Source organism: Pseudomonas brassicacearum (assembly GCF_009601685.2).
GTDB classification, from domain to species: domain Bacteria; phylum Pseudomonadota; class Gammaproteobacteria; order Pseudomonadales; family Pseudomonadaceae; genus Aquipseudomonas; species Aquipseudomonas kilonensis_B.
Genome location: NZ_CP045701.2, coordinates 1,608,322 through 1,632,364, shown reverse-complemented (window position 1 = coordinate 1,632,364; position 24,043 = coordinate 1,608,322). Strand labels below are relative to the sequence as shown.

Annotated in this window: 25 protein-coding genes, 1 tRNA gene and 1 pseudogene; 10 read left to right on the top strand and 17 right to left on the bottom strand. The window is 59.2% G+C overall.

The features are described 5' to 3' along the window. Nucleotides 1–105 precede the first annotated feature (105 nt). From GFU70_RS07195 to GFU70_RS07180, 4 genes are all read left to right on the top strand, one after another. Nucleotides 106–315, top strand: coding sequence for a DUF2933 domain-containing protein (locus GFU70_RS07195; protein WP_058543822.1), 210 nt, complete (start codon nucleotides 106–108; stop codon nucleotides 313–315). Further along, entirely contained in the window at nucleotides 305–2,410 is a 2,106-nt protein-coding gene (locus GFU70_RS07190) for a copper-transporting P-type ATPase (protein ID WP_226921052.1), read from the top strand. Before GFU70_RS07195 ends, GFU70_RS07190 begins: the two co-directional genes overlap by 11 nt. Nucleotides 2,411–2,542: 132 nt before the next feature. Continuing rightward, nucleotides 2,543–3,013, top strand: coding sequence for an RNA methyltransferase (locus tag GFU70_RS07185; RefSeq protein ID WP_003198862.1), 471 nt, complete (start codon nucleotides 2,543–2,545; stop codon nucleotides 3,011–3,013). A gap of 77 nt (nucleotides 3,014–3,090) precedes the next feature. Next, nucleotides 3,091–3,468, top strand: coding sequence for a DUF2892 domain-containing protein (locus tag GFU70_RS07180; protein ID WP_003198860.1), 378 nt, complete (start codon nucleotides 3,091–3,093; stop codon nucleotides 3,466–3,468). Nucleotides 3,469–3,592: 124 nt separating this feature from the next. On the opposite strand, the gene GFU70_RS07175 is transcribed toward GFU70_RS07180, so the two are convergent. Then, nucleotides 3,593–4,822, bottom strand: a complete 1,230-nt coding sequence (locus tag GFU70_RS07175; protein WP_058543824.1) for a hypothetical protein — start codon at nucleotides 4,820–4,822, stop codon at nucleotides 3,593–3,595. A 31-nt stretch (nucleotides 4,823–4,853) separates the two neighbouring features. Continuing rightward, nucleotides 4,854–5,303 carry a YcgN family cysteine cluster protein gene (locus GFU70_RS07170; RefSeq protein WP_018607524.1) on the bottom strand — a complete coding sequence of 150 codons (450 nt, stop codon included), beginning with the start codon at nucleotides 5,301–5,303 and terminating at the stop codon, nucleotides 4,854–4,856. A gap of 160 nt (nucleotides 5,304–5,463) precedes the next feature. On the opposite strand from GFU70_RS07170, the gene GFU70_RS07165 reads away from it, so the two are divergent. Then, the gene (locus GFU70_RS07165) at nucleotides 5,464–6,057 is read left to right on the top strand and encodes a nitroreductase family protein (protein ID WP_153387786.1); all 594 of its coding nucleotides are present in this window, start codon (nucleotides 5,464–5,466) and stop codon (nucleotides 6,055–6,057) included. Nucleotides 6,058–6,304: 247 nt separating this feature from the next. Here the strand turns inward: GFU70_RS07165 and GFU70_RS07160 are convergent, their stop codons facing one another. The 6 genes from GFU70_RS07160 to GFU70_RS07135 all read right to left on the bottom strand — a co-directional run bounded on the left by GFU70_RS07160 (nucleotide 6,305) and on the right by GFU70_RS07135 (nucleotide 12,817). Next, on the bottom strand, nucleotides 6,305–7,237 hold the full coding sequence (locus GFU70_RS07160) for a D-2-hydroxyacid dehydrogenase (protein ID WP_116642972.1): 933 nt from the start codon (nucleotides 7,235–7,237) through the stop codon (nucleotides 6,305–6,307). Nucleotides 7,238–7,365: 128 nt separating this feature from the next. Further along, the gene (locus tag GFU70_RS07155) at nucleotides 7,366–7,659 is read right to left on the bottom strand and encodes a YcgL domain-containing protein (RefSeq protein ID WP_003198853.1); all 294 of its coding nucleotides are present in this window, start codon (nucleotides 7,657–7,659) and stop codon (nucleotides 7,366–7,368) included. Next, nucleotides 7,656–8,789: a ribonuclease D gene (rnd, locus tag GFU70_RS07150; RefSeq protein WP_058543827.1), complete on the bottom strand. Its 1,134-nt coding sequence runs from the start codon at nucleotides 8,787–8,789 to the stop codon at nucleotides 7,656–7,658. The genes GFU70_RS07155 and rnd overlap by 4 nt, the downstream gene beginning before the upstream one ends. Before the next feature lie 121 nt (nucleotides 8,790–8,910). Beyond that, nucleotides 8,911–9,552, bottom strand: a complete 642-nt coding sequence (locus GFU70_RS07145) for a class I SAM-dependent methyltransferase (protein ID WP_116642974.1) — start codon at nucleotides 9,550–9,552, stop codon at nucleotides 8,911–8,913. Between the two features lie 66 nt (nucleotides 9,553–9,618). Next, nucleotides 9,619–11,268, bottom strand: coding sequence for a phosphoethanolamine transferase (locus tag GFU70_RS07140; protein WP_058543829.1), 1,650 nt, complete (start codon nucleotides 11,266–11,268; stop codon nucleotides 9,619–9,621). A gap of 166 nt (nucleotides 11,269–11,434) precedes the next feature. Then, on the bottom strand, nucleotides 11,435–12,817 hold the full coding sequence (locus GFU70_RS07135) for a glutamine synthetase family protein (RefSeq protein ID WP_116642975.1): 1,383 nt from the start codon (nucleotides 12,815–12,817) through the stop codon (nucleotides 11,435–11,437). Between the two features lie 521 nt (nucleotides 12,818–13,338). Between GFU70_RS07135 and GFU70_RS07130 the strand changes: the two genes are divergently transcribed. Then, nucleotides 13,339–14,271: a LysR family transcriptional regulator gene (locus GFU70_RS07130; RefSeq protein WP_058543831.1), complete on the top strand. Its 933-nt coding sequence runs from the start codon at nucleotides 13,339–13,341 to the stop codon at nucleotides 14,269–14,271. Between the two features lie 3 nt (nucleotides 14,272–14,274). Here GFU70_RS07130 and GFU70_RS07125 read toward each other — a convergent pair whose 3' ends face one another. Continuing rightward, nucleotides 14,275–14,640, bottom strand: coding sequence for a 5-carboxymethyl-2-hydroxymuconate Delta-isomerase (locus GFU70_RS07125; protein WP_058543832.1), 366 nt, complete (start codon nucleotides 14,638–14,640; stop codon nucleotides 14,275–14,277). 103 nt (nucleotides 14,641–14,743) lie between these two features. After that, a complete protein-coding gene (locus tag GFU70_RS07120) occupies nucleotides 14,744–15,667 on the bottom strand; it encodes a LysR family transcriptional regulator (protein WP_058543833.1) in 924 nt (307 codons plus the stop codon). Between the two features lie 284 nt (nucleotides 15,668–15,951). Between GFU70_RS07120 and GFU70_RS07115 the strand changes: the two genes are divergently transcribed. The 3 genes from GFU70_RS07115 to GFU70_RS07105 all read left to right on the top strand — a co-directional run bounded on the left by GFU70_RS07115 (nucleotide 15,952) and on the right by GFU70_RS07105 (nucleotide 17,591). After that, the gene (locus GFU70_RS07115) at nucleotides 15,952–16,143 is read left to right on the top strand and encodes a YegP family protein (RefSeq protein WP_058543834.1); all 192 of its coding nucleotides are present in this window, start codon (nucleotides 15,952–15,954) and stop codon (nucleotides 16,141–16,143) included. A gap of 170 nt (nucleotides 16,144–16,313) precedes the next feature. Further along, entirely contained in the window at nucleotides 16,314–17,120 is an 807-nt protein-coding gene (locus GFU70_RS07110) for an AraC family transcriptional regulator (RefSeq protein WP_116642977.1), read from the top strand. A 102-nt stretch (nucleotides 17,121–17,222) separates the two neighbouring features. Continuing rightward, nucleotides 17,223–17,591, top strand: a complete 369-nt coding sequence (locus GFU70_RS07105; RefSeq protein WP_058543836.1) for a cupin domain-containing protein — start codon at nucleotides 17,223–17,225, stop codon at nucleotides 17,589–17,591. An 11-nt stretch (nucleotides 17,592–17,602) separates the two neighbouring features. Here GFU70_RS07105 and GFU70_RS07100 read toward each other — a convergent pair whose 3' ends face one another. The 3 genes and pseudogenes from GFU70_RS07100 to GFU70_RS29025 all read right to left on the bottom strand — a co-directional run. Next, nucleotides 17,603–18,349, bottom strand: a complete 747-nt coding sequence (locus GFU70_RS07100) for a phytanoyl-CoA dioxygenase family protein (protein WP_153387785.1) — start codon at nucleotides 18,347–18,349, stop codon at nucleotides 17,603–17,605. Nucleotides 18,350–18,362: 13 nt separating this feature from the next. Beyond that, nucleotides 18,363–19,142, bottom strand: a complete 780-nt coding sequence (locus GFU70_RS29030; RefSeq protein ID WP_373419643.1) for a methyl-accepting chemotaxis protein — start codon at nucleotides 19,140–19,142, stop codon at nucleotides 18,363–18,365. A gap of 78 nt (nucleotides 19,143–19,220) precedes the next feature. Beyond that, nucleotides 19,221–19,997: pseudogene (locus GFU70_RS29025) on the bottom strand (MCP four helix bundle domain-containing protein); the annotation flags it as partial. 340 nt (nucleotides 19,998–20,337) lie between these two features. On the opposite strand from GFU70_RS29025, the gene GFU70_RS07090 reads away from it, so the two are divergent. After that, nucleotides 20,338–20,604 (top strand): hypothetical protein, encoded by a 267-nt coding sequence (locus GFU70_RS07090; RefSeq protein ID WP_013692484.1) that lies wholly within the window; start codon nucleotides 20,338–20,340, stop codon nucleotides 20,602–20,604. Nucleotides 20,605–21,279: 675 nt separating this feature from the next. Here GFU70_RS07090 and GFU70_RS07085 read toward each other — a convergent pair. The 4 genes from GFU70_RS07085 to purC form a co-directional block, all read right to left on the bottom strand. Next, a complete protein-coding gene (locus GFU70_RS07085) occupies nucleotides 21,280–21,879 on the bottom strand; it encodes a HEPN domain-containing protein (protein WP_153387783.1) in 600 nt (199 codons plus the stop codon). Further along, nucleotides 21,872–22,921 carry an AAA family ATPase gene (locus GFU70_RS07080; RefSeq protein WP_193034278.1) on the bottom strand — a complete coding sequence of 350 codons (1,050 nt, stop codon included), beginning with the start codon at nucleotides 22,919–22,921 and terminating at the stop codon, nucleotides 21,872–21,874. The genes GFU70_RS07085 and GFU70_RS07080 overlap by 8 nt, the downstream gene beginning before the upstream one ends. 219 nt (nucleotides 22,922–23,140) lie before the next feature. Beyond that, a tRNA-Ser gene (locus GFU70_RS07075) sits at nucleotides 23,141–23,230 on the bottom strand. A gap of 83 nt (nucleotides 23,231–23,313) precedes the next feature. Further along, the gene (gene purC, locus GFU70_RS07070; RefSeq protein WP_058543840.1) at nucleotides 23,314–24,027 is read right to left on the bottom strand and encodes a phosphoribosylaminoimidazolesuccinocarboxamide synthase; all 714 of its coding nucleotides are present in this window, start codon (nucleotides 24,025–24,027) and stop codon (nucleotides 23,314–23,316) included. Nucleotides 24,028–24,043 lie beyond the last annotated feature (16 nt).

Here is a 24,043-nt window from a genome sequence, read left to right as displayed (position 1 = left end):
CGGGGGAGTAAGCCAAGGTTGATGAATATCAATCCCCCAAGGCGCTCCCTGCCTATGCTGTGTTTATCGGTGGCGATGGCTCGCCCGGCCTGAAGGAGCGATACCATGAACACTCATCAACCCCCAGTTGCTGGCGCAACGTCATTCTGGCGGGGCAAGACCGGCATTGTATTGATCATGTTGCTGGTCATTGGCCTCTTCTATCTGGTGCGAGAACACTTCAGCCACATCACGGCGAATTGGCCGTACCTGATTCTCCTGATATGCCCCTTGATGCATGTCTTCGGGCACGGACACGGACGACATGGCGACTGAATACACCTGCCCCATGCACCCGGAAATACGCCAACCCGGCCCCGGCACCTGCCCCAAGTGCGGCATGACGCTGGAGCCGGTGATGCCCGCGCTGGAAGAAGAGGACAACCCAGAACTCAAGGACTTCACCCGCCGCTTCTGGTGGTCCTTGCCGTTGACGGTCATCGTGACCGTGCTCGCCATGGCGGGGCACGCCTTGTCGCTGTTTCACGGTGAAATGCAAAATTTCGTCGAGTTTTTCCTGGCGACACCCGTGGTCCTGTGGGCAGGCTGGCCGTTTTTTGTGCGAGCAGTGGTCTCTGTTCGCCAACGTAGCCCGAACATGTGGACCCTGATTGGCCTGGGCACCGCGGCGGCCTATCTCTACAGTGTCGCAGCCACGTTCTGGCCTGGAGGGTTTCCCGCCACGTTCCTGCAAGAGGGGCGGATCGGCGTCTACTTTGAAGCCGCCGCGGTGATCATCTCCCTCACCTTGCTGGGGCAGATGCTGGAGCTCAAGGCACGCTCGCAGACATCGGCCGCCATCAAGTCGCTGCTGGGGCTGTCACCCAAGACCGCGCGCCGGATCAACGCCGATGGCCAGGAACAGGACATCCCCCTGGCCCATGTCCATCAGGGTGACCGCCTGAGGATCAGGCCCGGTGAAAAGGTCCCGGTCGATGGTGCGGTACTCGAAGGTGAAAGTGCCGTTGACGAGTCGATGCTCACCGGCGAGCCGGTTTCGGTGATCAAACGCGCCGGGGACAGCCTGATCGGCGCCACGATCAATACCCACGGTAGCTTGGTGATGACGGCGCAGAAGGTCGGCGCCGAGACCGTCCTGGCGCAAATTGTTCAGATGGTCGCCCGGGCCCAGCGCTCCAAAGCCCCTATGCAGCGGATGGCCGACGTGATCGCTGGCTATTTCGTCATGGGCGTGATTGCCATCGCCGTACTGACTTTTTTCGGCTGGGGGCTGTTAGGTCCCGAGCCTGGCTGGGTCTTCGGGCTGATCAACGCCGTCGCCGTGCTGATCATTGCCTGCCCCTGTGCGCTGGGGCTCGCAACCCCCATGTCGATCATGGTGTCCACCGGCAAGGCTGCCAGCCTGGGCGTGCTTTTCCGGGACGCCAGCGCCATCGAGAACTTGTGCAAGATCGACACGCTGATCGTCGATAAGACCGGCACCCTGACCGAAGGGCGCCCGGCCTTTCACAGCGTGGAAGCCACCCAGGGCTTCGACGACCGCCAGGTGCTGCTATTGGCCACCAGCCTCGACCAGGGCAGCGAACATCCCCTGGCCCACGCCATCGTCGATCACGCACGCTCCGAGCAGCTTGAATTGATCAAGCCGGCTTCATTTGAATCCGGCAGCGGCATCGGTGTCAGTGGCCAGGTGGACGGCAAGCAGGTCCACTTGGGCAATACCGCCCTGATGAACGCCGCCCATATCAGCGTCAGCCCACTGCAACAACAGGCCGAGCAGCTACGCGCGCAAGGCATCAGCATTATCTACATGGCGGTCGACGGTGTGCTGGCCGGGCTGCTGGCCGTCTCGGACCCGATCAAGCCGACCTCCCGGGAAGCGGTCAACCGGCTCAAGGCTCACGACATAAAGATCATCATGGCCACCGGCGACGGCCTCACCACTGCACGCGCCGTGGCCAGGGAGATGGGCATCGAAGAGGTCCATGGCGAAGTCAAACCCGAGGACAAGGAGCGCCTGGTAGCGGACCTGCAGCGCGATGGCCGCCAGGTCGCGATGGCGGGTGACGGAATAAACGATGCTCCCGCCCTGGCTCGGGCGGACGTAGGCATTGCCATGGGTACGGGTACGGACGTGGCGATGAACAGCGCCCAACTGACCTTGGTAAAAGGCGATTTGATGGGGATCTTGCGGGCCCGCACCCTTTCGGTGGCAACCGTTAGAAACATGCGCCAGAACCTCGGCTTTGCCTTCCTCTATAACTCGATGGGGATTCCGCTGGCTGCCGGCCTGCTGTATCCCCTGACCGGTCACCTGCTCTCGCCCATGATCGCCGCCATCGCCATGAGCGTGAGTTCGGCGTCGGTGGTGTTCAATGCCTTGAGGCTGCGCAACGCCTCGGTAGAGTAAACCCAGGGCGGGCTAAAAAAGTGGCGCGATCGGTTCGCGTCTATCGACTGGGCAGCCCACCCTCGATCGCCACACTGAACAACCAGGCTCAATCCCGTATAATCGCGCCTTTTCCCCAAAGGCACCCCGCCCGTGGCCAACAAACGCTACAGCTGCATCGGTCTGTTCAACCCCAAGTCACCGGAAAACGTCGGCTCGGTCATGCGTGCCGCCGGCTGCTACGGCGTGGCGTCGGTGTTCTACACCGGCAAGCGCTATGAGCGCGCCGCCGACTTCGTCACCGACACCAAGAAAGTCCACTACGACATCCCGCTGATCGGTATCGACGACCTGAAGAAAATCCTGCCCTTGGGCTGTGTGCCAGTGGCCGTGGAACTGGTGGAAGGTGCCCGCCCTCTGCCCGAATACACGCACCCGGACCGGGCGCTGTACATTTTTGGCCCGGAAGATGGCTCCCTGGACAAGGACATCCGCGATTGGTGCGAGGACGTGGTGTACATCCCCACCACCGGCTGCATGAACCTGGCCGCTACCGTCAACGTCGTGCTGTATGACCGCATGGCCAAAGGCAACAACACCCGTTCGGGGCCGCAATTCCGCTGATCGGTGCAACATTCGATTGAACAAGGCAATCGCTCGGGCAGTCAGCTTTATACCAATCCCCACACTGGAGACAGATCATGAGCGACAACAATCCGTTCGAGCCGATCGAGACCACCCCTTTCCAATCCCATCCGCCACAAAACGTGCATGGCTGGGAACGCATTGGCTCACTGGCCGGCGGTGTGCTGATGATGGGCAAGGGCTTGCGCCGTGGCGGTGTGCTCGGCCTGGCTCAACTGGCGATCGGCGGCATGGCGCTGGCGCGGGGGATCACCGGGCATTGTTCGGCCAAGGCCTTGTTGGAAAAGAACCGGCAGAACCTCAGCAACGCCCGTGCCCGTATCGAACAGGCCGGTGATGAGCTGAGCCGCCTGAAGGCCAATGCCGAGGCGGCGACTGGCACGGCTACGGTGACGGGGAATGATTCGTTGGATTCGCCCAAAGTTGGGCTTTGATTCTTTGCGGTGAGGCTGATGGCCTCATCGCGGGCAAGCCTTGCTCCCACAGGATCGAGTCGTACCCAATATTTCATCCGGCGAAGATTCAGTGTGGGAGCAAGGCTTGCCCGCGATAGCGGTATTACTGAAGTAACTGGGTATCCAGAACGCTGGAGCCCCCACCCAGCACACTTTCACTGAGTTGCACAAACTCCTGGGTATCGACCGTCTCCAGCCGCATCGCCCCCTGCAACACATCATCCAGTGAACGCTTGTTGTGGGTTTTCAAGCGAATCTCGCGGTCCAGTTCCTGCAGCAGCAATACCGCCTTGGCCACTGCCGCGGTGCTGATCTGTTCGCCACGCAAGGTGGTGACGCCCTTGCTGTCGCGGGCGAGCCGGTCATTGAGGGTCTGATAGCGCTCATCGCTCAGGCCGCCAGCGCGGCGCAGCAGTTCGATGGCGTAGTACTCGGTCAGCCCCTCGCTGATCCAGTCGCTGCGATCCTGATCATTGACCCGGGCCAGTGCCTGCACCAACTCGCGCAACAACGGGCTACTGCCCCGCTCGCTGACCAGCGGCGGACGGCTGTGCAAATAGATCGAGTCGTGGCCGGCCTGGGCGCCACGCCACAACGGATCACCGCCGCCGACAATCAGCAACTTGGAAGGATGGCGCGGCACCAGCGCTTGCACCTGCGGCCAGACGAACGTCAGCAGCGTCAGCACATCCATCCGGCGCATGCCCTGGCGCTGGGGCGAGGCCACCGTCACTTCGGTTTCGCCCAGGCGTGTGCGGCGGCTGCCCAGTTTGCCGGCGAGCATCCAGCCCGTGGGGCGGTCGAACAGGCGCGAGGGGTTGTCGATGCGAAAGCGTTGCTTGCCGATGCGCGGCCAGGGCGTCTCGATGCTTTTCCAGCCGGCGGGCAATTCAACGTCCAGACGGGCCACCAGTTCGACGCCGTCCTGCTGGTCGAGCTTGGCCGACGGTACCAGGTCGTCACCGCGCAGCAACGCCCACATCGGGGTCATGCGGGTTTCGAAGGTGGCGTTCTTGCGAGCATGGCTGATGCGCACGCGGTAGCTCAGGCTGGCCTTGTTGGCTGCTGGACGCCAGACACCTCGCACCTCCTTGCCGGGGGTGAGTTGCCATTGGCCGTCGGCCTTGAAATCGCTGTAGCGACTGCCGTCGCCGAGGTCGAAATCCAGGCTGCGCACCGCCGAACCCCGGGCCAGCGTCAGACGCACTTCGGCCTGATCGCTCTGCGGCAACAGGTGCACGTGATAATCCAGATCGACTTTCTGCGCCGCCCACAGCGGCCCGCCCATCGCCAGCAGTCCGGCGGCCAGCGTCCGTTTCAATCCTGCTGCCATGGGTTCTCCCTGGGGCGCGCCGTCCGGCGGCTCAGCCGGCGCGGAAAATCAGATGATCTTCCCAATCGTCTTCCGGCACGCTGCCTTCGGCCAACATACGCCCGGACTGGGAAATGCGTTCGTGGTGCACGGCATCGCGATCACCGCAGACCAAGTGGTGCCACAACGGCAAGTCCTTGCCCTCGCTGACCAGCCGATAACCGCAGGTCGGCGGCAGCCATTTGAACTCATCGGCCTTGCCCGGCGTGAGCTGGATGCAGTCGGGGACAAAGTCGCGGCGGTTGGGATAGTCGGTGCACTGGCAGGTTTTCAGGTCCAGCAGTTTGCAGGCGATGCGCGTGTAGTAGACGCTGTTGTCGTCTTCGTCTTCGAGTTTTTGCAGGCAGCACAGGCCGCAGCCGTCGCACAGCGATTCCCATTCCTGCAGATCGAGCTGATCGAGGGTTTTGCGTTTCCAGAACGGTTCGACTTTGGCGGCCATGGCTCAAGCATCAACATCAGGTGGTGAAAAGGCCGACAGTCTAGTGCCCGGGCCTCTTCAGGCCAAGCATTGGCGACTGTCGGTAGGCAGGGGCTTGTCAGGCCGGGCGGCGGGACGTAGGTTGCTTCATTGACTTTCCAAACCCCAGCCAGGTAAGCCCATGAGCGCCAATCCCCGCATTGCCGATTACGCGATTCACCCTCAATTCATCGAACGCTGGTCGCCCCGCGCCTTTAACGGCCAGGCCATTGCCGAAGAAACCCTGCTGGGCTTCTTCGAAGCTGCACGCTGGGCGCCGTCGGCGTACAACTCCCAGCCGTGGCGTTTCCTGTATGCGCGCCGCGACACGCCGAATTGGGAGCGTTTCCTGGGCCTGCTCAATGAATTCAACCGCGGCTGGGCGCAACACGCTTCGGCACTGGTGATCATTGTGTCGAAAACCACCTTCGCTGTGCCCGGCGCCACCGAAGAGACGCCAGCGCAGTCCCACACCTTCGACACAGGCGCGGCCTGGGGCCACCTGGCGCTGCAAGCCAGCCTCAGCGGCTGGCACACCCATGGCATGGCCGGTTTCGACCATGAGTTGACCCGCAAGGAACTGAAGATCCCGCAAGGCTACGCCCTGCACGCGGCCGTGGCGATTGGCAAGCTGGGGGACAAATCGACACTGGCCGAGTATCTCCAGGCCCGCGAAACCCCGAGCCCGCGCCGGCCGTTGAGCGAACTGGTGGCAGAAGGCGATTTCAGCCTGTAACCCCAAACACTGCCCCCCCACGTTGTGAGCTGTCGAGTGCAACGAGGCTGCGATCTTTCCTCAGACACTTGAGTCTCGAGCTAAAGATCAAAAGATCAAAAGATCGCAGGCTTCGCCAGCTCCTACAGGGCAACGAGGCTGCGATCTTTCCCCAGACACTTGAGTCTCGAGCGAAAGATCAAAAGATCAAAAGATCGCAGGCTTCGCCAGCTCCTACAGGGCCGGGCGGAGCATGTGCATCGCCAAGTCAGTAGCCCCTGCTGAAATCCACTTCCCCGCGCAGCGCGTCGCCCGCCTGATAGGCCCGCAGGTTTTCCAGGAACAACTGCACCATCATCGGTGGCGAGGTCGGTGCCGAGCTGTGGCCGGTCAGCAGCAGGCCCCAGGCGGTCCAGAACGGGTGGCGCTGCGGCAGCGGCTCCTGGCGGCAGACGTCGATCACCGCGCCGGCCAGGTGCCCGTCCTTCAGGGCTTGCACCAGGTCCGCATCCACCACCGCCACGCCGCGACCGACGTTGATGAACAACCCGGTCGGCTTGAATTGCTTGAACAGCGCCGCGTCGTACACATCATGGGTGTCGGGAGTGTTGGGTAGCAGGTTGATCACGTAATCGACCTCGCCCACCAGGCGCGGCAGGTCCTTCAGCGCCCCGACCTCGATGAACGGCGCCAACGCCCGCGCTTCGCGGGCAACGCCGTACAACTGCACACCAAACGGCACGAGGAACTGCGCCACACGCTGGCCGATATCCCCGGTCCCGACGATCAACACCTTGCGCCCGGCCAGGCTTTGCCCCTGGCGGTTGTCCCACTTGCGCTCGACCTGGCTGACCAATCGCGCCAGCACCTCGCGCTCATGACCGAGCATGTAAGCCAGCACGTACTCAGCCATCACCTGGCCGAAAATACCCACCGCACGGGTCAGGCGGTAATTGCGCGTCAAGCCCTCGGCCAGCAACGGCGTGATGCCCGCCCAGGTCGATTGCAGCCAGTTGGGTCTATGGCCTTGGCGCAACAGGGTAGCCAGCAGATCAGGCTGGCCGAGCCAGACCGGACAATCGGTGGCCAGTCGCGACAGTTCGGCAGAGTCGCCGCTGGTCAGGACTTCGATATCGGGTGCCGCCTGACGCAGAAGCTGGGCGTACACCGGGTGGTCGTGTTCGGCAATCAGAACGCGCATGAATCAAACCTTTCAAAAACAGTGCAGACAACCGCCGATAGAGTGTGTCGCTCCATCCATGCGATCGTCGTCAATAAACCATTCCAATGTTTTTCCAGAGGCACCCAGAACAGGTGCCTCAGAGACCGTCAGACCGGGTCGTTGCGGCGCAACAACTCTTCGGGCAAATGCTCGATGTACTCGTCTTCGGCCGGCGGCATTTGCAAGTGATAGCCCTGGGTGTCGAGGTTTTCCAGCACCTTGTTGATGTCTTCCCGAGACAGCGCCCGCTCAGGGCTCAGCACCAGGTCGAAGGCATGGATCGCCTTGCCAAAGGCGGCCATCAGCGGCTCAGGTACACGCTCCAGGGCATCGCTCTTGAGCACATACAGGTACATCTCGTTTTTCTTCGAGCTTCGGTAGATGGAGCAGATACGTTTCAAGGCTGTTCTCCGGCAGTGGCCAGGCTGTCGAGCAGCGCCTGGCCCATCAATTCGCGGCGCCAGCCACGCAGCGAATCAGGCAATTGGTAAGGGCCCTCGGGAAAGCCGCTCTTGATCAGCGCTTCGAGGGTTTTCTTGCGCAGCATCAGCTCCGGAGCAATCTCCAGGCGCTCGGCTTCAGCCTGCCCCAGCGCCCGCAGACGCTTGACCAAGGCCGAGGCCTCGATGGGCAGAGGCTCGGCCACGGCCGGCGGCCATTGCTCGGGCGGCACGCTGGCGGCGCGCTGGATCAGGTCCAGCAGAAACTGGCCGTCCTGGCGCACGGTGCGCGGGTGCATGTCTTCGATCTTCGCCAACGCGCCGAGGTTATCCGGCTGGGTACGGGCCAGGGGCCATAGCGAATGCTCGCGAATGATGCGATTGCGCGGCAGGTCACGAGCCCGCGCCTCGCGTTCGCGCCAGGCGCACAGCTCGCGCAGCACGGCCAATTGGGCGCGGGACAGTTTCCAGGCGAGCTTGGCCTCGCGGTAGACCTCGTATGGGTCGACTTCGCGACGCAGGTTGGCCACCAGTTCGGCGCCGTCCTCCAGGACCCAACGGTATTTTTCGTCGCAAAGTTTTGGACGCAGCAGTACGAAAACTTCCGCCAGGTGCACGGCATCCTCTGCCGCATAGCTGATCTGCGTCTCGGACAGGGGCCGTTGCAACCAGTCGGAACGGGTCTCACCCTTGGGCAACTCGATACCCAGCACTTCCTGCACCAGCCGCGAATAGCCCATGGAGAAGCCCAGGTTCAGGTAGGCGGCGGCCAGTTGAGTATCGAACAGCGGCGCAGGCAGGCTGCCGGTCAAGCGCAGCAGCACTTCAAGGTCTTCGCTGCAGGCGTGTAATACCTTGAGCACCGCCGGGTTTTCCAGCAGTGCGGCCAAGGGCTGCCAATTGTCGATGGTCAAGGGGTCGATCAGGTAGGCACGCTTGCCGTCGCCGATCTGCAATAAACCGGCAATAGGGTAAAAGGTGTCGACCCGCATGAATTCGGTATCGAGGGCGACGAATGGCAACTGCTGCCACTCGGCGCAAAACTGACCGAGGCTATCGTTGTCGCGAATCCAGTGAATATCGATGGCCACACGGCTCTCCCTTGAAGAATGGCGCGCAGTATATATCGCCGCTGGCGATTGCGAGCATCCATAGAGCAGCAGCCTAAGAGAAATCGCCTGCGAAAAAGCAAGAATAGTCCTACATCGGGACTTAACCGGTCTTACGCAATACATAAACACGCGTCAGCGCAAAACCGGGCAGGAAATCCTGATACCAGAGCACGCTGAAACCGGCCTGGCGAAACTCGGCTTCGACATCGGCCTTGTCGGCCAGGCTTCGTCGTGGCGCCTGGCCGATCTTGAGGCGTCCTTCGATTTGCACCGAAACGATCACCGTGTCGCGACTGACCCGATGGAACTCGCGCAACAGCGCCAGGCGATGCTCGCTGGCGCCGACGTGGCGAAACAGTTGCAGACAACAAATACAATCCACCGCGTTGGCCGACAGCCCGATGGTAAACGCTGAACTCGGGAAGGTCTTGACCCGTTGGAGCAACGCGCCGCCATGGTGAGTGAGCGCATGTTCAAGCATGTCCGGCGACGGGTCCGCCGCCAGGATCACCCGGTTGGCATGCTCGGCCAGCACCGGCCAGAACCGTCCTGCGCCACAGGCCACATCCAGCACCAAACCGGGCTCGCCCGCCACCTTCAGGGCGTTGCGTACCATGTGTTCGTCGCGCCAGAACGCCAGACGCAATCGTCGAGGCGCCGGCCGACAGCAGACCTGCGCATGTTCCTGGTCATGCTGCCTGGCAAACTCAAGCTCGACGGTGGAAGGGGGTAGCCCGGACATACGAACGGCTCTTGGAAAGATTGGATGACAGGTTAACCAACACCGCGTGAAAAAAAAGTCACGCCATCACTGGCGCGCCAGGACACCGTCAATCACCGCGCCGCGACAGTTGGCAAACAGGTCCAGGTCGCGGTTGTAGACCTGGCTGTTGACTTCCAGCAGCCCGAGCATCGAGTGAAACAGGTTGTCCTGGCTCAAGGGCTTTTCCCGACTCAGTTGCAGGCAATGGGTGTCGACCGAAAAAGCCTTCTGATAGCTGTCAGAGAACCAGGCAAGCATCGCCACATGTTTCTGTTGCTCCGGGGCGAGCATGTAGGGCGTGCCATGGAGAAACAGGTTGTATTCGCCCAGGGACTCGCCATGGTCCGACAAGTACAGCATGGCCGTGTCGACCTTGTCCTGGTTGGCCCGCAGCAGATCGATCAGGGTCGAAAGCACATGATCGGTGTACACCAGCGTGTTGTCGTAGCCGTTGACGATGCTCTCGCGACTGCAATTGTTCAGCGCGTTGCTTTCGCACACCGGGGTGAAATGCTCGTACTCCTTGGGATAGCGCTTGAAGTATTCCGGCCCGTGGCTGCCCATCTGGTGCAGCACCAGCACGGTGTCCTTGTCGAGCGTGTCGATGAAATGCTGCAAACCCTGGAGCAGGATTTCGTCACGGCACTCGCTGCTCGCACACAGGGCTGGATCCTTCAGATTGCTCATATCCTGCACGGTGACCCGGTCGCAAGTGCCCTTGCAGCCGGACTGGTTGTCCCGCCAGATCACCTCCAGCCCGGCGCGCTTGAGCACATCCAGCAAACCCTCTTCATTCTTGGCGATACTGGCGTCGTAGTTCTTGCGCCCCATGTTGGAGAACATGCAAGGCACCGACACGGCGGTTTCAGTGCCGCAGGATTGCACGTCGGTGAAAGCGATCAGGCCGGCCTCTTTGTTCAGTGTCGGCGTGGTATCGCGGTTATAGCCGAGAATGCCGAAGTTCTCGGCCCGGGCACTTTCGCCCACCACCAGTACAGTCAGGGATTTGCGGCCGTGGGTTTGCCAGATGGGGTTGCGGCTCGCGTCCTCGCCCAACTTGGTGAACGGCTGCTTGGCCGACGCGACCTGCTCACGCAAGTAGCCGAACGAGGCACCGATGTAATTGCTCGGCACGACCATCAAGCGCAACTCGTGGTGGTTGCGAAACAATGAAGACAGGCCTTGGTAGTTGGCCAGGGCGACCACGCCAATCACCGCGACCGAGGCCACACCGACCAGCAACTTACTTAATAACTCTTTGGGCCAGCGACGGTAGTTGATCGGTGTCTTGAACAACAACCAGCAAGGCAATACCCCCAACAATCCGATATAAACAAACAACTTCAGCGACAACAGGTCGCGAACTTCCGTGGCATTGGTTTCAGCAAAGTTGCGCAACATGCCGGTGTCGATCAATACGCCGTATTGGCCCATGAAATACGCAACGCCGGCGCTGATCAGGAACAACAGCATCAGTACGGGCTTGAGCAGCGGACGGAAGGCCACGAGCGTCAACACCAGGTTGAACGCGCAGATAATCATCAGGCCAAACGCCACGCACATCAGCAGGCCCCGAGCGTCAGCCGTGGTGATCGCCAGCAAGTGTTGCCAGAGAACGATGTTAAAGCCCATTAATAAAAAGGCACTGGCGACCAGCGTCACCCACTCGGGGCGCACGGCTTTAATAGTCAGCATAATGGATGACGGTTTCCTGAAAGTTGCTCTTTTAAAAAGAAGTGCCGCAGGAAAATGTGAAAATTTCATTTCCTACGGCAGCACAAACTTTAGGTAGCTCACCATCAATTTTTCGTGAAAAACTTGCCACTAAATAATTATTTAAGGAACAGGCGGCCAACCGCTTTCAAGCCTGATTCAGATACCAGCGCCAGTCCTGCTCCCCGACTTCCCCCATGAATTGACGGTATTCCGCGCGCTTGACCGCCAGATAAACGCCAAGAAACTCATCGCCAAACGCCTCCCGCGCCCAGGCCGATGCTTCAAGGGCACGCAGGGTGGTGAGCCAATCGGTGGGCAGCAACTCGGTGGCCTGGGCGTAGCCGTTGCCTTCCACAGGTTTCCCGGGATCGCACTGTTCACGCAGGCCGCGATGAATGCCGGCCAATATCGCCGCCGCTGCCAGGTAAGGGTTGGCATCGGCGCCGCAGATACGATGCTCGATGTGCCGCGAGAACGCCGGGCCGCCCGGCACCCTCAAGCTCACGGTGCGGTTGTCCACGCCCCAGGTCGCCGCCAGCGGTGCGTAGCTGTTGCTTTGGAATCGCCGGTAGGAGTTGGCGTTCGGACAAAACATCAACAGCGAATCGAGCAAGGTGTCGAGCATCCCTCCCACTGCCTGGCGCAACAGCGGCGTGCCGTCGGCGGCTTCACTGGCAAACAAATTGTGGCCATCGCGGTCCGCCAGGCTGACATGCATGTGCATGCCGGAGCCCGCCAAGTGATCGAACGGCTTGGCCATGAAACAGGCCTGCATGCCGTGCTTGTGGGCCACGCCCTTGACCAGTCGCTTGTAGCGCACCGCTTCATCCATGGCTTGCAAGGCATCGCTGCGATGTTCAAGGGTGATCTCCACTTGTCCCGGTGCGTATTCGGAAATGGCGGTCCGGGCCGCAATGCCTTGCAGCTTGCACGCGGTGTACAGGTCGGCCAGGAACGGCTCGATCTGCTCCAGCTCGCGCAAACCGTAGACCTGGGTCGCGCGCGGCCGGCCACCGTCGGCATCCCGCGCCGGTTGTGGCCGGCCTTGGCTGTCGCGTTGCGCGTCCAGCAGATAAAACTCCAGCTCCGCCGCCATCACCGGGTAATAACCGTCGGCCTGCAAGGCCTCGATCACTTGGCTGAGCAAATAACGCGGATCGGCGATGGTCGCCGGCATGCCTTCCTGGGGATGCATGCTGACCTGCACGGCAGCCGTGGGAATCAGCCGCCATGGCATGCGCTGCAAGCTGCCGCTGAGGGGATAGGCACGGCAATCGATGTCACCGACGTCCCACACCAGTCCCGAGTTTTCCACATCATCGCCATTGATGGTCAGCCCGAGAATCGTACTGGGCAGTGGCCGGCCACTTTCGAAGACCGCCAGCAACTCTTCCCGATGCAACAACTTGCCCCGGGGCACGCCGTTGTTGTCGAGAATGAACAGCTCGAACAGTTCGATATCAGGGTTCTGCGCAAGGAACGCCTGGGCGTGTTGCACGGGTGCGAAAGAAAACTTGGCAAGGCTCATGAGAAGGCTCGTATTTCCATGTCGGACGGGGGACAAGGCACCGTCAGTCTGTGCTCGCCATTGAGCGAGCACCGTGAATGATCAACAGGAAATACGCGTATCTGGAGGACGAGCGTGACGGCAATGCCAGAGCGCCCAAAAAGCCAGCTCGGAGGGCAACGCACTGAGGGTTGGGGCCATGGCAGGCGTGAACCGGCCCAGCGGATCGACCGCGGCAGATGAAGCGTATTGGAATGCCAGGGGCCAACCGTCCATGAGCGCATCACAGGAAATACATCGGGCAAGCGTCCCACGGTACCCTGGGCGGTTAAACCTGGATTTGATGGAGCTTGGATCGCAGCGAGCTAAACATAGGCAAACCAAACAGTCGTTGATCGACACGTCGTGTTCGCTACATTATCTGTCCCGTTCCCGACCATGAAAGCGCCTGCCCGGCATTCTCTTGGCACCATCGTTCCGTTAGGATCGTCAGCCTGGTTTGCGCAAAATCCGCGCAAGGAGCACAGCGAGAGACAGAACGGATGCTGAACAGTAACTCCCTCAGAAAGCTCGACATGCAGGACCTCATGGTGTTTAGCGCCGTGTACGAGCAAAGCAGTGTCACTGGCGTGTCCGAGGCATTGTGCGTCAGTCAGTCAACTGTCAGTTATTGCCTCAAGAAACTGCGAACCTGTTTCGAAGACGAGCTATTCATCAACACCCGCACCGGCATGCGCCCCACCTACAAGGCCGAGGGCATGTACGACCATGTGCGCGCCATTTTGCAAAGCATCAACCTGTGCCATGCCGGTACGCCCACCTTCGATCCGACCCGGCAAGCCATTACCTTCAATATTTGCGCACCGGAATATTTCGAACAGCTGATCCTGCCGCAACTGCTGCAAGGCTTCGATTACGCCAATCTGCCGGTGGTGGTGAACGTGCACAAGCTCGAAGCCGACATTCCCGCCGAAGAATTGCGCGACGGCAGCCTGGACCTGGTGATCTGCTTCGGCCCGAACTTCCACAGCAACCATGCCGATTTCAAATCCCGGCAGTTGCTGGAGGAAGACCTGGTTTGTGTCGTGGATAAACGAGCGACGCCACTCGAACCGCAACTGAGCCTTCAGTCTTTCGTACGGCGCCGACACGTATTTCCGACACCCTGGTCGTCAGCCACCAACATGGTGGACGGCTGGCTGTCGCAGCAGGCGCATCAACGCCAGATTGCCGCTCGCGCCAACAGCTACAGTGCTGCACTGAAGATGATCACCGGCACCGACTTCATCCTGACCCTGCCCCGCCGCATCCAGAAATTGCTGGCCAACGAGGCGATCTTCAATCACCACGAAGTGCCCCAGGGCCTGCCGGGGTTCACCCTGAACATGCAGTGGAGCCTGGCCGTCGATCAGGACAGTGCCAACGCCTGGCTGCGCGAACAGATCATAAAGGCCTGCGCCGCCCGCGACACCTGATCGTCATTGACCGATCAAGGCCTTGGCATACGGGCCTCGATCGATGTCGAGGATTTCCACGCACAGTTGCACGCTAACGTCGGCCGGCCATGGCCCCAGCTCCTGGATCACGGCCAGCAGGCTATCGGCCAGTTGTTTCTTGACCTCCAGCGAGCGACCGCTCAGCAAGGCCAGCTTCACGTGCACGAAACCCCGCTCGCCCAACCCCGTGCCCACCCGGAAAGTCTCGAGCTTCACGGCCCGGCTCTTGATGTCCAGCTCGGCGGCAAATTGGCCAGAGGCCACCAGCGCATTGTTCAGGCGCAGCAATGCGACATCGGCCTTCAGCTCGGGCAGGTTGGCGGTGTACTCCATGTGCAGGTGAGGCATGTGTTCGACTCCGATTCGAAAATATGACGAGGGGATTTCAGCCGCCACAACCTTACCTCGACTTTAAACTTTGGGGCAGGTTTTGTTTCCTCGTTTCACGCGCTCAAGCTTGCGCCGAGACAACGCGCTCACCCATAAACGCCTCCAGCCGAGAGCGCAACCAGCGCTCGGCCGGGTCACTGTCGACATGGCTCAACCAGACCATGGACAAATCCAGGGTCGGGGTCTTGAAAGGAAAGGGTTCGTTGAACAGTTGCCCCGAGGCCGCCATGGCGGCGGCGGTATAGTCCGGCAGGCTGGCGATCAGGTCCGTGCCGGCCAGCAACGCCGGCAATGCGCTGTATTGCGGCACCGACAGCACGACCTGACGCGTGCGTCCGATCTCGGCCAGCCATTCATCGGCAAACCCGGCGACGTTCGCGGTATGGGACACCAACACATGAGGCCGCGCGCAATACTCGTCCAGCGTCAGCGGCGTGTCCGACACATCGGCACGCAACACGCGGGGCTCGATGTGCCGCAACAATTTGCGCTTGGCGTTGGCCGGTAGACCGCGGGTCTGGCTGATGCCCACGGTGATGTCGCCCGATGCCAGCAAATCGGGAATGCGCCAGTAATCGACGTGCTGGACCACGAACACGATTTGCGGCGCTTCTTGCCGCAGGCTACTCAACAGGGGCGGCAACAGGCCGAACTCGACGTCATCCGACAGGCCGATGCGAAACGTCATGGTGCTGCTGGTGGGGTCGAAATCGTGGGTCAGGCTCAAGGCCACCGACAGCGAATCGAGCGCCGGTGATAGATGCCGGATGATTTCTTCAGCCCGGGCCGTCGGTTCCATGCGGTGGCCAACGCGAATGAACAATGGGTCGTTGAACATCTTGCGCAAACGATTGAGGGCCGAGCTGATGGTCGGTTGACCCAGGAACAGTTTTTCCGCCACCCGTGTCACGTTACGCTCCAGCATCAGCGTTTCGAAAACCACCATCAGGTTGATATCGGCCTTGCGCAATTCGTTGCGGTTCATCCACTGCCCTCGATCCGTTGATTGGATGCAGTGTAGAAACGCCAGGGGTTGTGCGTCTATGCGCAAAAAGACTCACTTCACGGCCATGGGTCTCAGTCCCTGGGCTCTTTCGGTCAAGGCAAAGCAAGGACATAAACGGTCGCATGTTCGATCCAGACTCATGTCAGCAATATTTGATAACCAATGGAAACGAATTTCCTGTAGCCAAAACCACCCACTTGGCTAGGCTGGCAGCCACATGTCCAACGCATGTCTTGACTGAATGAATCGCAGGGAGCGAACCGATGTATTTTGAAATCTATCGACAGACCCGAGGCACCCCGAATACTGGAAAAGGCCAATGGCGCTGGCGCTTGAGAGCCGGCAACCACGAAACGATCGCCAGTGGCGAGTCCTATGTGAACAAGAGTGACTGCCTTCATGTCATCGGGTTGATCAAGAATGTCCAGGGCGAAACGCCCGTAAAGGAGATCTAACAGCGCCGCGTGGGCTCTGTAGGAGCTGGCGAAGCCTGCGATCTCTTGATCTTTCGCTTGAGATTCAAGCGTCAGGGGAAAGATCGCAGCCTCGTTGCACTCGACAGCTCCTACGCCAGTTCAGCTTTTTTTGCGGTAGGGTAGGCGGACAAAAGCAGGAGGCCGGTGCAATGACTCGATCCATCCATAATCGCGACTGGCTGGTGCGGGCGCCCGAGTCGAGGAAAATGGAGCGCATCGAAGCTTATTTCAGCGGGCATGGCTACACCACCCATCGCCATGACACCTACGCCATCGGCATCACGCTCTCCGGCGTGCAGAGCTTCAACTATCGCCACAGCAAACGCCACAGCCAGCCCGGCGGCACCATCGTCCTGCACCCGGACGAGGTGCACGATGGCGAAGCCGGGACGAGTGAGGGTTTCCGCTACAGGATGTTCTACATAGAACCGTCGTTGATCCAGCAAGTACTGGGGGGCAAGCCATTGCCCTTCATTGAAGGAGGGTTGTCCAGCGACCCTCGCCTCAACATCGCGACCCGCCGACTCTTGAACGGCCTGGATCATCCCCTCGATCCGCTGGAGGAAGAGGATGCCATCTACGACGTGGCCCAGGCACTCGACCTGGCGGCCGGCAGTCGACGTGGACGGCGGCTGATCGACTACCCGGCGGCGGAGCGAGCCCGCCTGTTCATCCACGATGCCCTCCACCAGTCGATCACCCTCGAAGACCTGGTGCAGGCCAGCGGTCGCGATCGATGGAGCCTCTCCCGGGATTTCCGGGCGCTGTACGGCACCAGCCCCTATCGCTACATCATCCAGCGTCGCTTGAGCGAAGCCCGACGCCTGGCCTTCCACGGTACGCCATTGAGCGAAGTGGCCCTGGCCTGTGGTTTTTTCGATCAGAGCCACATGACCCGGTTGCATACCCAGGTCTTCGGTATTTCACCGGCACGCTGGCTGAACATGCTGCGCTAAGATAGCGACTGCGCGCCGCAAAAAAGTTGCACGATCATCCAATACGCAGCATCGGCTCGAACAATAAAGTAGGACGCACCACCCACCAAGGAGCATGCCTCGATGAACCGTTACGCCCCCATCAACTTCGCCCAGAAATACACCCTGTTCCAGGAACAGTGGACACCGAAAGTCGTGGCCGAAATGAATGACTACCAATTCAAGATCGCCCGGCTCGAAGGCGAATTCATCTGGCACGTCCACGCCGATACGGATGAAACCTTCATCGTGCTGGAGGGCGAGCTGCGTATCGACTTTCGCGATGGTGCAGTGACGATTGGCCCGGGCGAGATGTACGTGGTCAAAAAAGGTGTCGAACATAAGCCCAGCGCCGCCCAGGAAGTGAAACTGCTGTTGATCGAGCCTCGCGGCGTCATCAATACCGGCGAACAAACCAATGAGCGAACGGCGGTCAATGATGTGTGGATCTGACTGAGCTGGGCTCAATCGTATTCAGCTTCCTGGTGATCGCCCAACAACCGCCGCTGACGAGGTGTCGCGGCGGCCAAGACCACGGGGTTGAACTGCCAATGCAGATAGGGTGAGAACTTCTGCGCGACCATCCGCCGGCCATAGTGCACCTGGAGCATGTAACGCGTGCGGTCGGCGGTCCGGTTGTCGCTGCCGGCGTGCCATAACTCACTGCGCAGTATCAGCACATCGCCCGCCCGGCACAGCACCGGCTGCGCGGGGCGCCCTTGCCACTGCGTTTCGCCCTTCACCGGCGCCCGGCCGGCCTTGTGACTGCCGGCAATGACCTGTGTCGGGCTCAAGTCGGCGTCGATGTCATCCAGGTAAAACTGCGCGGTAAAAACTTGCATCGGCAGTTCAAAGGCAGGGTCGGCCAACAGCGTTGGCGGCAACGCCATCGCCAGGTAATCCAGGTGCAACGGTGCCCCCACAAAACCGGGATGGCAGCGCCAGGCCGTTTGGCCGATGACATGGCAATCATCGCCCAGAGCCGCCTCGGCCAGTTCGATCACCCCGGCCACATCCAGGAAGGCCAGCCAGAACGGATCGCGATTGAACACACATTTGTAATGATCGATGACGCCGCTGTAGTCCCAATGCTGGGGCTTCAACTGGTCAATGGCATGGCGCAGGTCGGCGATCTGCCGGGCATTCAACACGCCGGGCATCAGGACGAACCCGTCCTGATGCAGGGCTTGCAGCTGCTCGTCAGTGGACACGACACCCCCTGCTTCAGGTGCGGAAGCGGCCGGTCAGTTCTGCCAGGTTTCTCGACAGGCTGGACAGCTGTTGGCTGGCCTGCATGCTCTGGGCAGAGTTGGATGCCGCCTCGTTGGACAGATCACGGATGTCAGAAATATTGCGGGCTATTTCCTCAGTGACGCTGCTCTGTTCCTCACATGCACTGGCGATTTGCGCGGCCATGTCGTTGATCCGCTGGATCGAACCGCCGGTACCGCTGAGCACCTGATCGACACCCGCTGCACGCTCGACACTGTCCCGGGCCTTGCTACTGCCCACATGCATGGCTTGAACAGCCTTGGCGACACCGCTCTGCAACCGCTCGATGCGAACCTGGATGTCCTTGGTCGAATCCTGTGTGCGCGCCGCAAGCGCCCTCACTTCGTCGGCCACCACGGCAAAACCACGGCCCTGCTCACCGGCCCGTGCGGCTTCGATGGCAGCGTTCAGCGCCAACAAGTTAGTCTGTTCGGCGATGCCACGTATCACCTCGAGCACGGCACCAATGCTGGAAGTTTCCTGGGCCAATGCCTCGATCGTGCCCGAAGCGCTCTCCACTTCCTGGGCCAACTGGCGGATCGACTCGATGGTGCTGCTGACCACCTCGGCGCCGTCACGAGACTGACTGCTCGCCTGTTGCGCGGCGCCCGAGGCGTTCGCCGCGTTATGCGCCACTTCGTGCACCGCCGCGCTCATCTGGGTGGCGGCGGTACTGACCTGATCGAGCGCCGCATGCTCGCTGCTGATCAACCGGTCATTCGTGGCGGCCATATCAGCCATGGCGCGCGCTGCGGAGTCGACCTCCCCGGTGACCCGCCCAACCTCGGCAATCAACGGTTGCAGCTTGTCGAGAAAACGGTTGAAGGCACCGCTGAGCTGACCCAATTCATCGGCCGAACGTACCTCCAGACGCCCTTTCAAATCGCCACCACCCTCGGCAATCTGCTCGACGCGGTGCAGCAGTCGACGCATTGGGCTCAGCACCACAAGTGGCAGAACGAAAAGCACCAGGACGCAACTGAGCAGGCCGACCAGCAGAATCGCACCCTGTTGCATCCCAACTGCCTTGCCGTTATTGATCGCGGCGTCGCCTTCGCGATGCGACGCCGCATCTTCCAGCTCACCCAGCTTGTCGATGGAGTCGCGCATGGTTTCGAACAGGCGCTCACTGTCACCAAAACTCAGCGCGCTGGCACCCTGCGGATCGCCCACAGACAGCTCGAGGACCCGTCGCGACACCTGCATCCATTTCCCGAAGCTGTCATTGAACTGACTGACCAATGCCTGTGCTTCGGCACCGGATTGCATCGCGGCATATTTTTGCACGCGGTCATAAGCCTGCTTCGCATTCTCGCCATGACTGGCGCTCAGCGCTTTCAGATGCTCGCTTGCATGACCATCAAGCAGACTGCGCTCGGCGACGAAAGCCTGATAAAGATCACGGTCGGCGTTGAGCAACAGGCTGATCGCCGGCAGATAACGCTTGGTCAGTTGCGTGCTCGATTCGGTCACCTGACCGATACCACGCATGCCCGACCACCCCATCAGCACCAACAACACAGCCAGGAATGCGATCGGAAGGGTGATTTTCCAGCGAAAGCCCAGATCGGCAAAAAACCGCAGCATGGTGTCACTCCTTACACGGGGGAATACCTGCCTATCGGCAGCCTTGTCTTGAGCTATAGACCATTAGTCTAATTGTTACAAAGCTTTGGGTCTGGCAGACACCGAGGTGATGCAGGTCGCGGAGGGGGTTGTGCGGGATAAAAAAGGCGGGGGAGGCAATTGCAGCGGGGATTTTTCTGACATTTCTCGCCCACATAATTTAGGGAATTTTCTGACTCATCATCTGATTGATGATTTCTCCAGAAGGGCTCTATAGTCCAAGTGTCGTTCGTAAGAGCGGCTTGGGTTTGGCGACTCAATGACAAATGGTAAGAAAGCCCTCGATCAAGCGGAGTTTGAAATGAATAGATACATGGCTCTTACCAGCAATGCCGACGATCAACCCCTCTTCGTCGATACCTCTGCACCTTTGCACATCCTGCTCGACACGGCGGGCTATAGAATCCGCGCGGTCACCCAGCTTTTAGAGAACCTCGCCATGCGAGGAGACATTCCGAGCGACTCAGTGGTCCTTCAGGACTTCGCACAGCTGTGCTGCATTCCATTGAGGGACGGTTGCGACGTACTCGATGTCATAGCCCGACGATTGGATGCGGAGCCGGCCTAGTTCAAAGGGCTCAACAAGGTGATGCCGATCAGCTAATCGATGCAGCCCCTGTGGCGAGGGGATTTATCCCCGCTGGGCTGTGAAGCAGCCCTAAAAGCCAGACACCCTGTGTGTCTGGTTGAATGAGTTGGTGTTGGGGCCGCTTCGCAGCCCAACGAGGCGGTGCGACGTTTCGCTAAATCCCCTTACCACAAATTCAGTGCCTGACTCGATCGCTCTTAACTGGCTGGCATTATCTCTCACGGGGCCCATTTCGTCGGAGACGAGCATAAATCCACGGCGCTGAAACCCTCTCCTTCCGGTTTGCCCTGACTCGATTAATCACACCTCGGAGGCTCCGATGACCATTATAAAAAAAGTCGATAAGCCCCCCAAAAAAGTCGCTCCCAATGAACTGACATTTCTTGATGTTCGGCAAGCTGCATGTGATGGTCAGAAGGTGTTCGATAAATTTGTAATCACTGGCAAGCTTCCTATCAACTAGCGATGAATCCCTGTCCCCTCAGCCAACCTGCTCGAACCGCTGCCGCTTCAAGAACAACCCGGCTCCCCAACGCCACGGAAAAAATCGAGAGGAAACGGAGGACAGACCACGATTTTGAGTTCACTTGTAATCTCTTCGCCTCATAATCGTGGTCCGTCCCCGTTTCCCTTAGGAGATATGTTTCTGCATAGTCATGTTGAAACTACGCTCTCATGTATAGCCTCTACGATACGTCCAATGAATACGCGAATCTCCGCAACATCAGACTGCGTGATGGGCCATCGTTCTCCTGGATAGCTAGGCGAAATGTCAGCCTCGTGAGCAATTTTGTTCCGCCTATCTACTATTAACCGAAGCCGATCCTTTACGTCTTTGTCTCCTATCTTCTCAGCAATTATCTCCCACAACCTAACCTCCGAAAACAGCCGAACAGCATCGGCAATTTTTTCCGGCTGCTGAAACGACAAGAAACTATGTCGTTCCCTTACATCAGCCTCAAACCAATCATATGTTTGCGACTGCACTCCCCCCAGCATGGCTCCAACTGAAACACGGTACCTATCGAATGCTGGCGTTGAAGGGCGATTACCCTTTATCACATCCAACATACCTGCCACCGTGACTTCATGGATATAGAAATCCAGCGCACTGACAGCCAATACTACCTGAGCCCTAAGCAAATCACTTGAATCTATAGCTGACGTTGTCAATGATTGTAGCGCGCTGTAAAGACCACCTAAATGTTCGACTCTAAGGAGGCTCTCACGAGCAGCCTCAAGCGATTTAAGCATGTTCTGTCAACGCGATGATTCGATCCGCAGCCTCCGAGAAAAGGGCGCCAAATTTTTCCATCGACTTCTTAGTTCGCTCAAGCACGATACCCGTCTGCTCCAACTGCTCATCGCTCAACGCATACACTGGGACCTTATGCTTTTGAGAGAGAGCTATCAAACCATTGAAATCAGACATCTGGAGAAGCGGCTCACCTGGCTCTACACCGATCGAAGCATAAGCTTCCGGTGCCATCATCATTCCACAGGCCTCTAATGCCGGTACAAGCTTAGACTTTACACCTGCTTCAATTTCGTCAATCCATTTTTGGAAGGCCGCCGAAGCGGTTGTCCCCTCACGGACACGGTACTTCTGCACAACAGTTCCGAGAAACTTAGTATCAACTACTGGAAAGGGATAAGTAGCCTTCTGCAACACTTGAGTAGAGTGAGCAGTACTTGCCCAGGCCTTCCATTTTGGAAGTACATTTGCCAACGAGTCAGTGGCCATAACAGAGAAGTAATCAGGGCTCATCGGGACTAAGAAGAAGTCACTTGTCATCAACAAGTTTTGATTTATAGGTCCCAGGCTCGGACTCATGTCTACGATAATGTAATCACAATCGTACTCTTTTGCAGTCAACTGAAACAGATGACTAAACGAACCAGGAAGATTTTGAAGAGTAACTAGGGAGCCTGACAATTCCTGGGCAATACCCAAGGTAACTTCATATTCAGCCAGTCCAATATGCCCTGGGATTAGATGCAAATTATCCTGACCCGCAATAGCCTCACACTTTACCGGCTGGATTGGGGCAGGCCTGGACTCGAACGCTGGTGCTAATCCATCACGAATATTTCTAACCCCCCCTGAGTTATATATCTCAGCGAAGTCATCGCTGCCCTTGAACCCTAGCACCATTCCAGTGAGGTTACACTGCGGATCGCAGTCAGCCAATAAGACTTTTTTACCCTTTTTAGCCAGCATCCAACCCAAGTTAAATGCGGTGGTGGTCTTACTTACACCACCTTTGTGGTTGAACAGCGATATTTGAAGAGCCAATGGATGTCGCTCCTTGCGGAATTGGGAAAGGTAAAAGTCTGAGACACCGGCTCCGAGAATACTGGCTTCGAACCGGAAACCGACCAACCAAGTGAAGCTATCAAAGCGCCACCTCCACGTCCACTGGAAATGAAGTCCACCAGCTACGTACAATTTCCAAATAAAATCTGAAGACAAAAAAAAGCCCCGAGACGTTAATCTACAGGGCTTTTCTATATATGGCGGAGAGATAGGGATTTGAACCCTAGGTACTGTCGCCAGTACAACGGATTTCGAATCCGTCCCGTTCGGCCACTCCGGCATCTCTCCAGTGGCGCGCATCATACCAGCACATTCGCCAGAAGCGAACCCCCGAGCGAAATTTTTTCCGTGCTATCAGATGCTTGCGTCGATTACAGCGGTACACCCAGACGCTTGGCGACTTCTTCGTAGGCTTCGATGACGTCACCGAGGCCCTGGCGGAAGCGGTCCTTGTCCATCTTCTTCTTGGTGTCCTTGTCCCAGAGGCGGCAGCCGTCCGGGCTGAATTCGTCGCCCAGGACGATGGAACCGTCGCTGAACACACCGAATTCAAGCTTGAAGTCCACCAGCAGCAGGCCGGCGTCGTCGAACAGCTTGGTCAGCACTTCGTTGACCTTGAGGGACAATTCCTTCATGCGGGCCAGTTGCTCGGCGGTGCCCCAACCGAATGCCACGACGTGGGATTCGTTGATGAACGGGTCGCCCTTGGCGTCGTCCTTCAGGAACAGCTCGAAGGTGTAAGGGTTGAGCTTCATGCCCTCTTCCACGCCCAGGCGCTTGACCAGGCTGCCGGCGGCGTAGTTACGCACGACGCATTCGACCGGGATCATGTCCAGCTTCTTGACCAGGCATTCGTTGTCGCCCAGCAGCTTGTCGAACTGGGTCGGCACGCCGGCGGCTTCGAGCTTTTGCATGATGAAGGCGTTGAACTTGTTGTTCACCATGCCCTTGCGGTCCAGCTGTTCGATGCGCTTGCCGTCGAACGCCGAGGTGTCGTTGCGAAACAGCAGGATCAAGCGGTCAGCGTCGTCGGTCTTGTAAACCGACTTGGCTTTGCCGCGGTAGAGTTCTTCACGTTTTTCCATGATGGGCTCCGCTTGC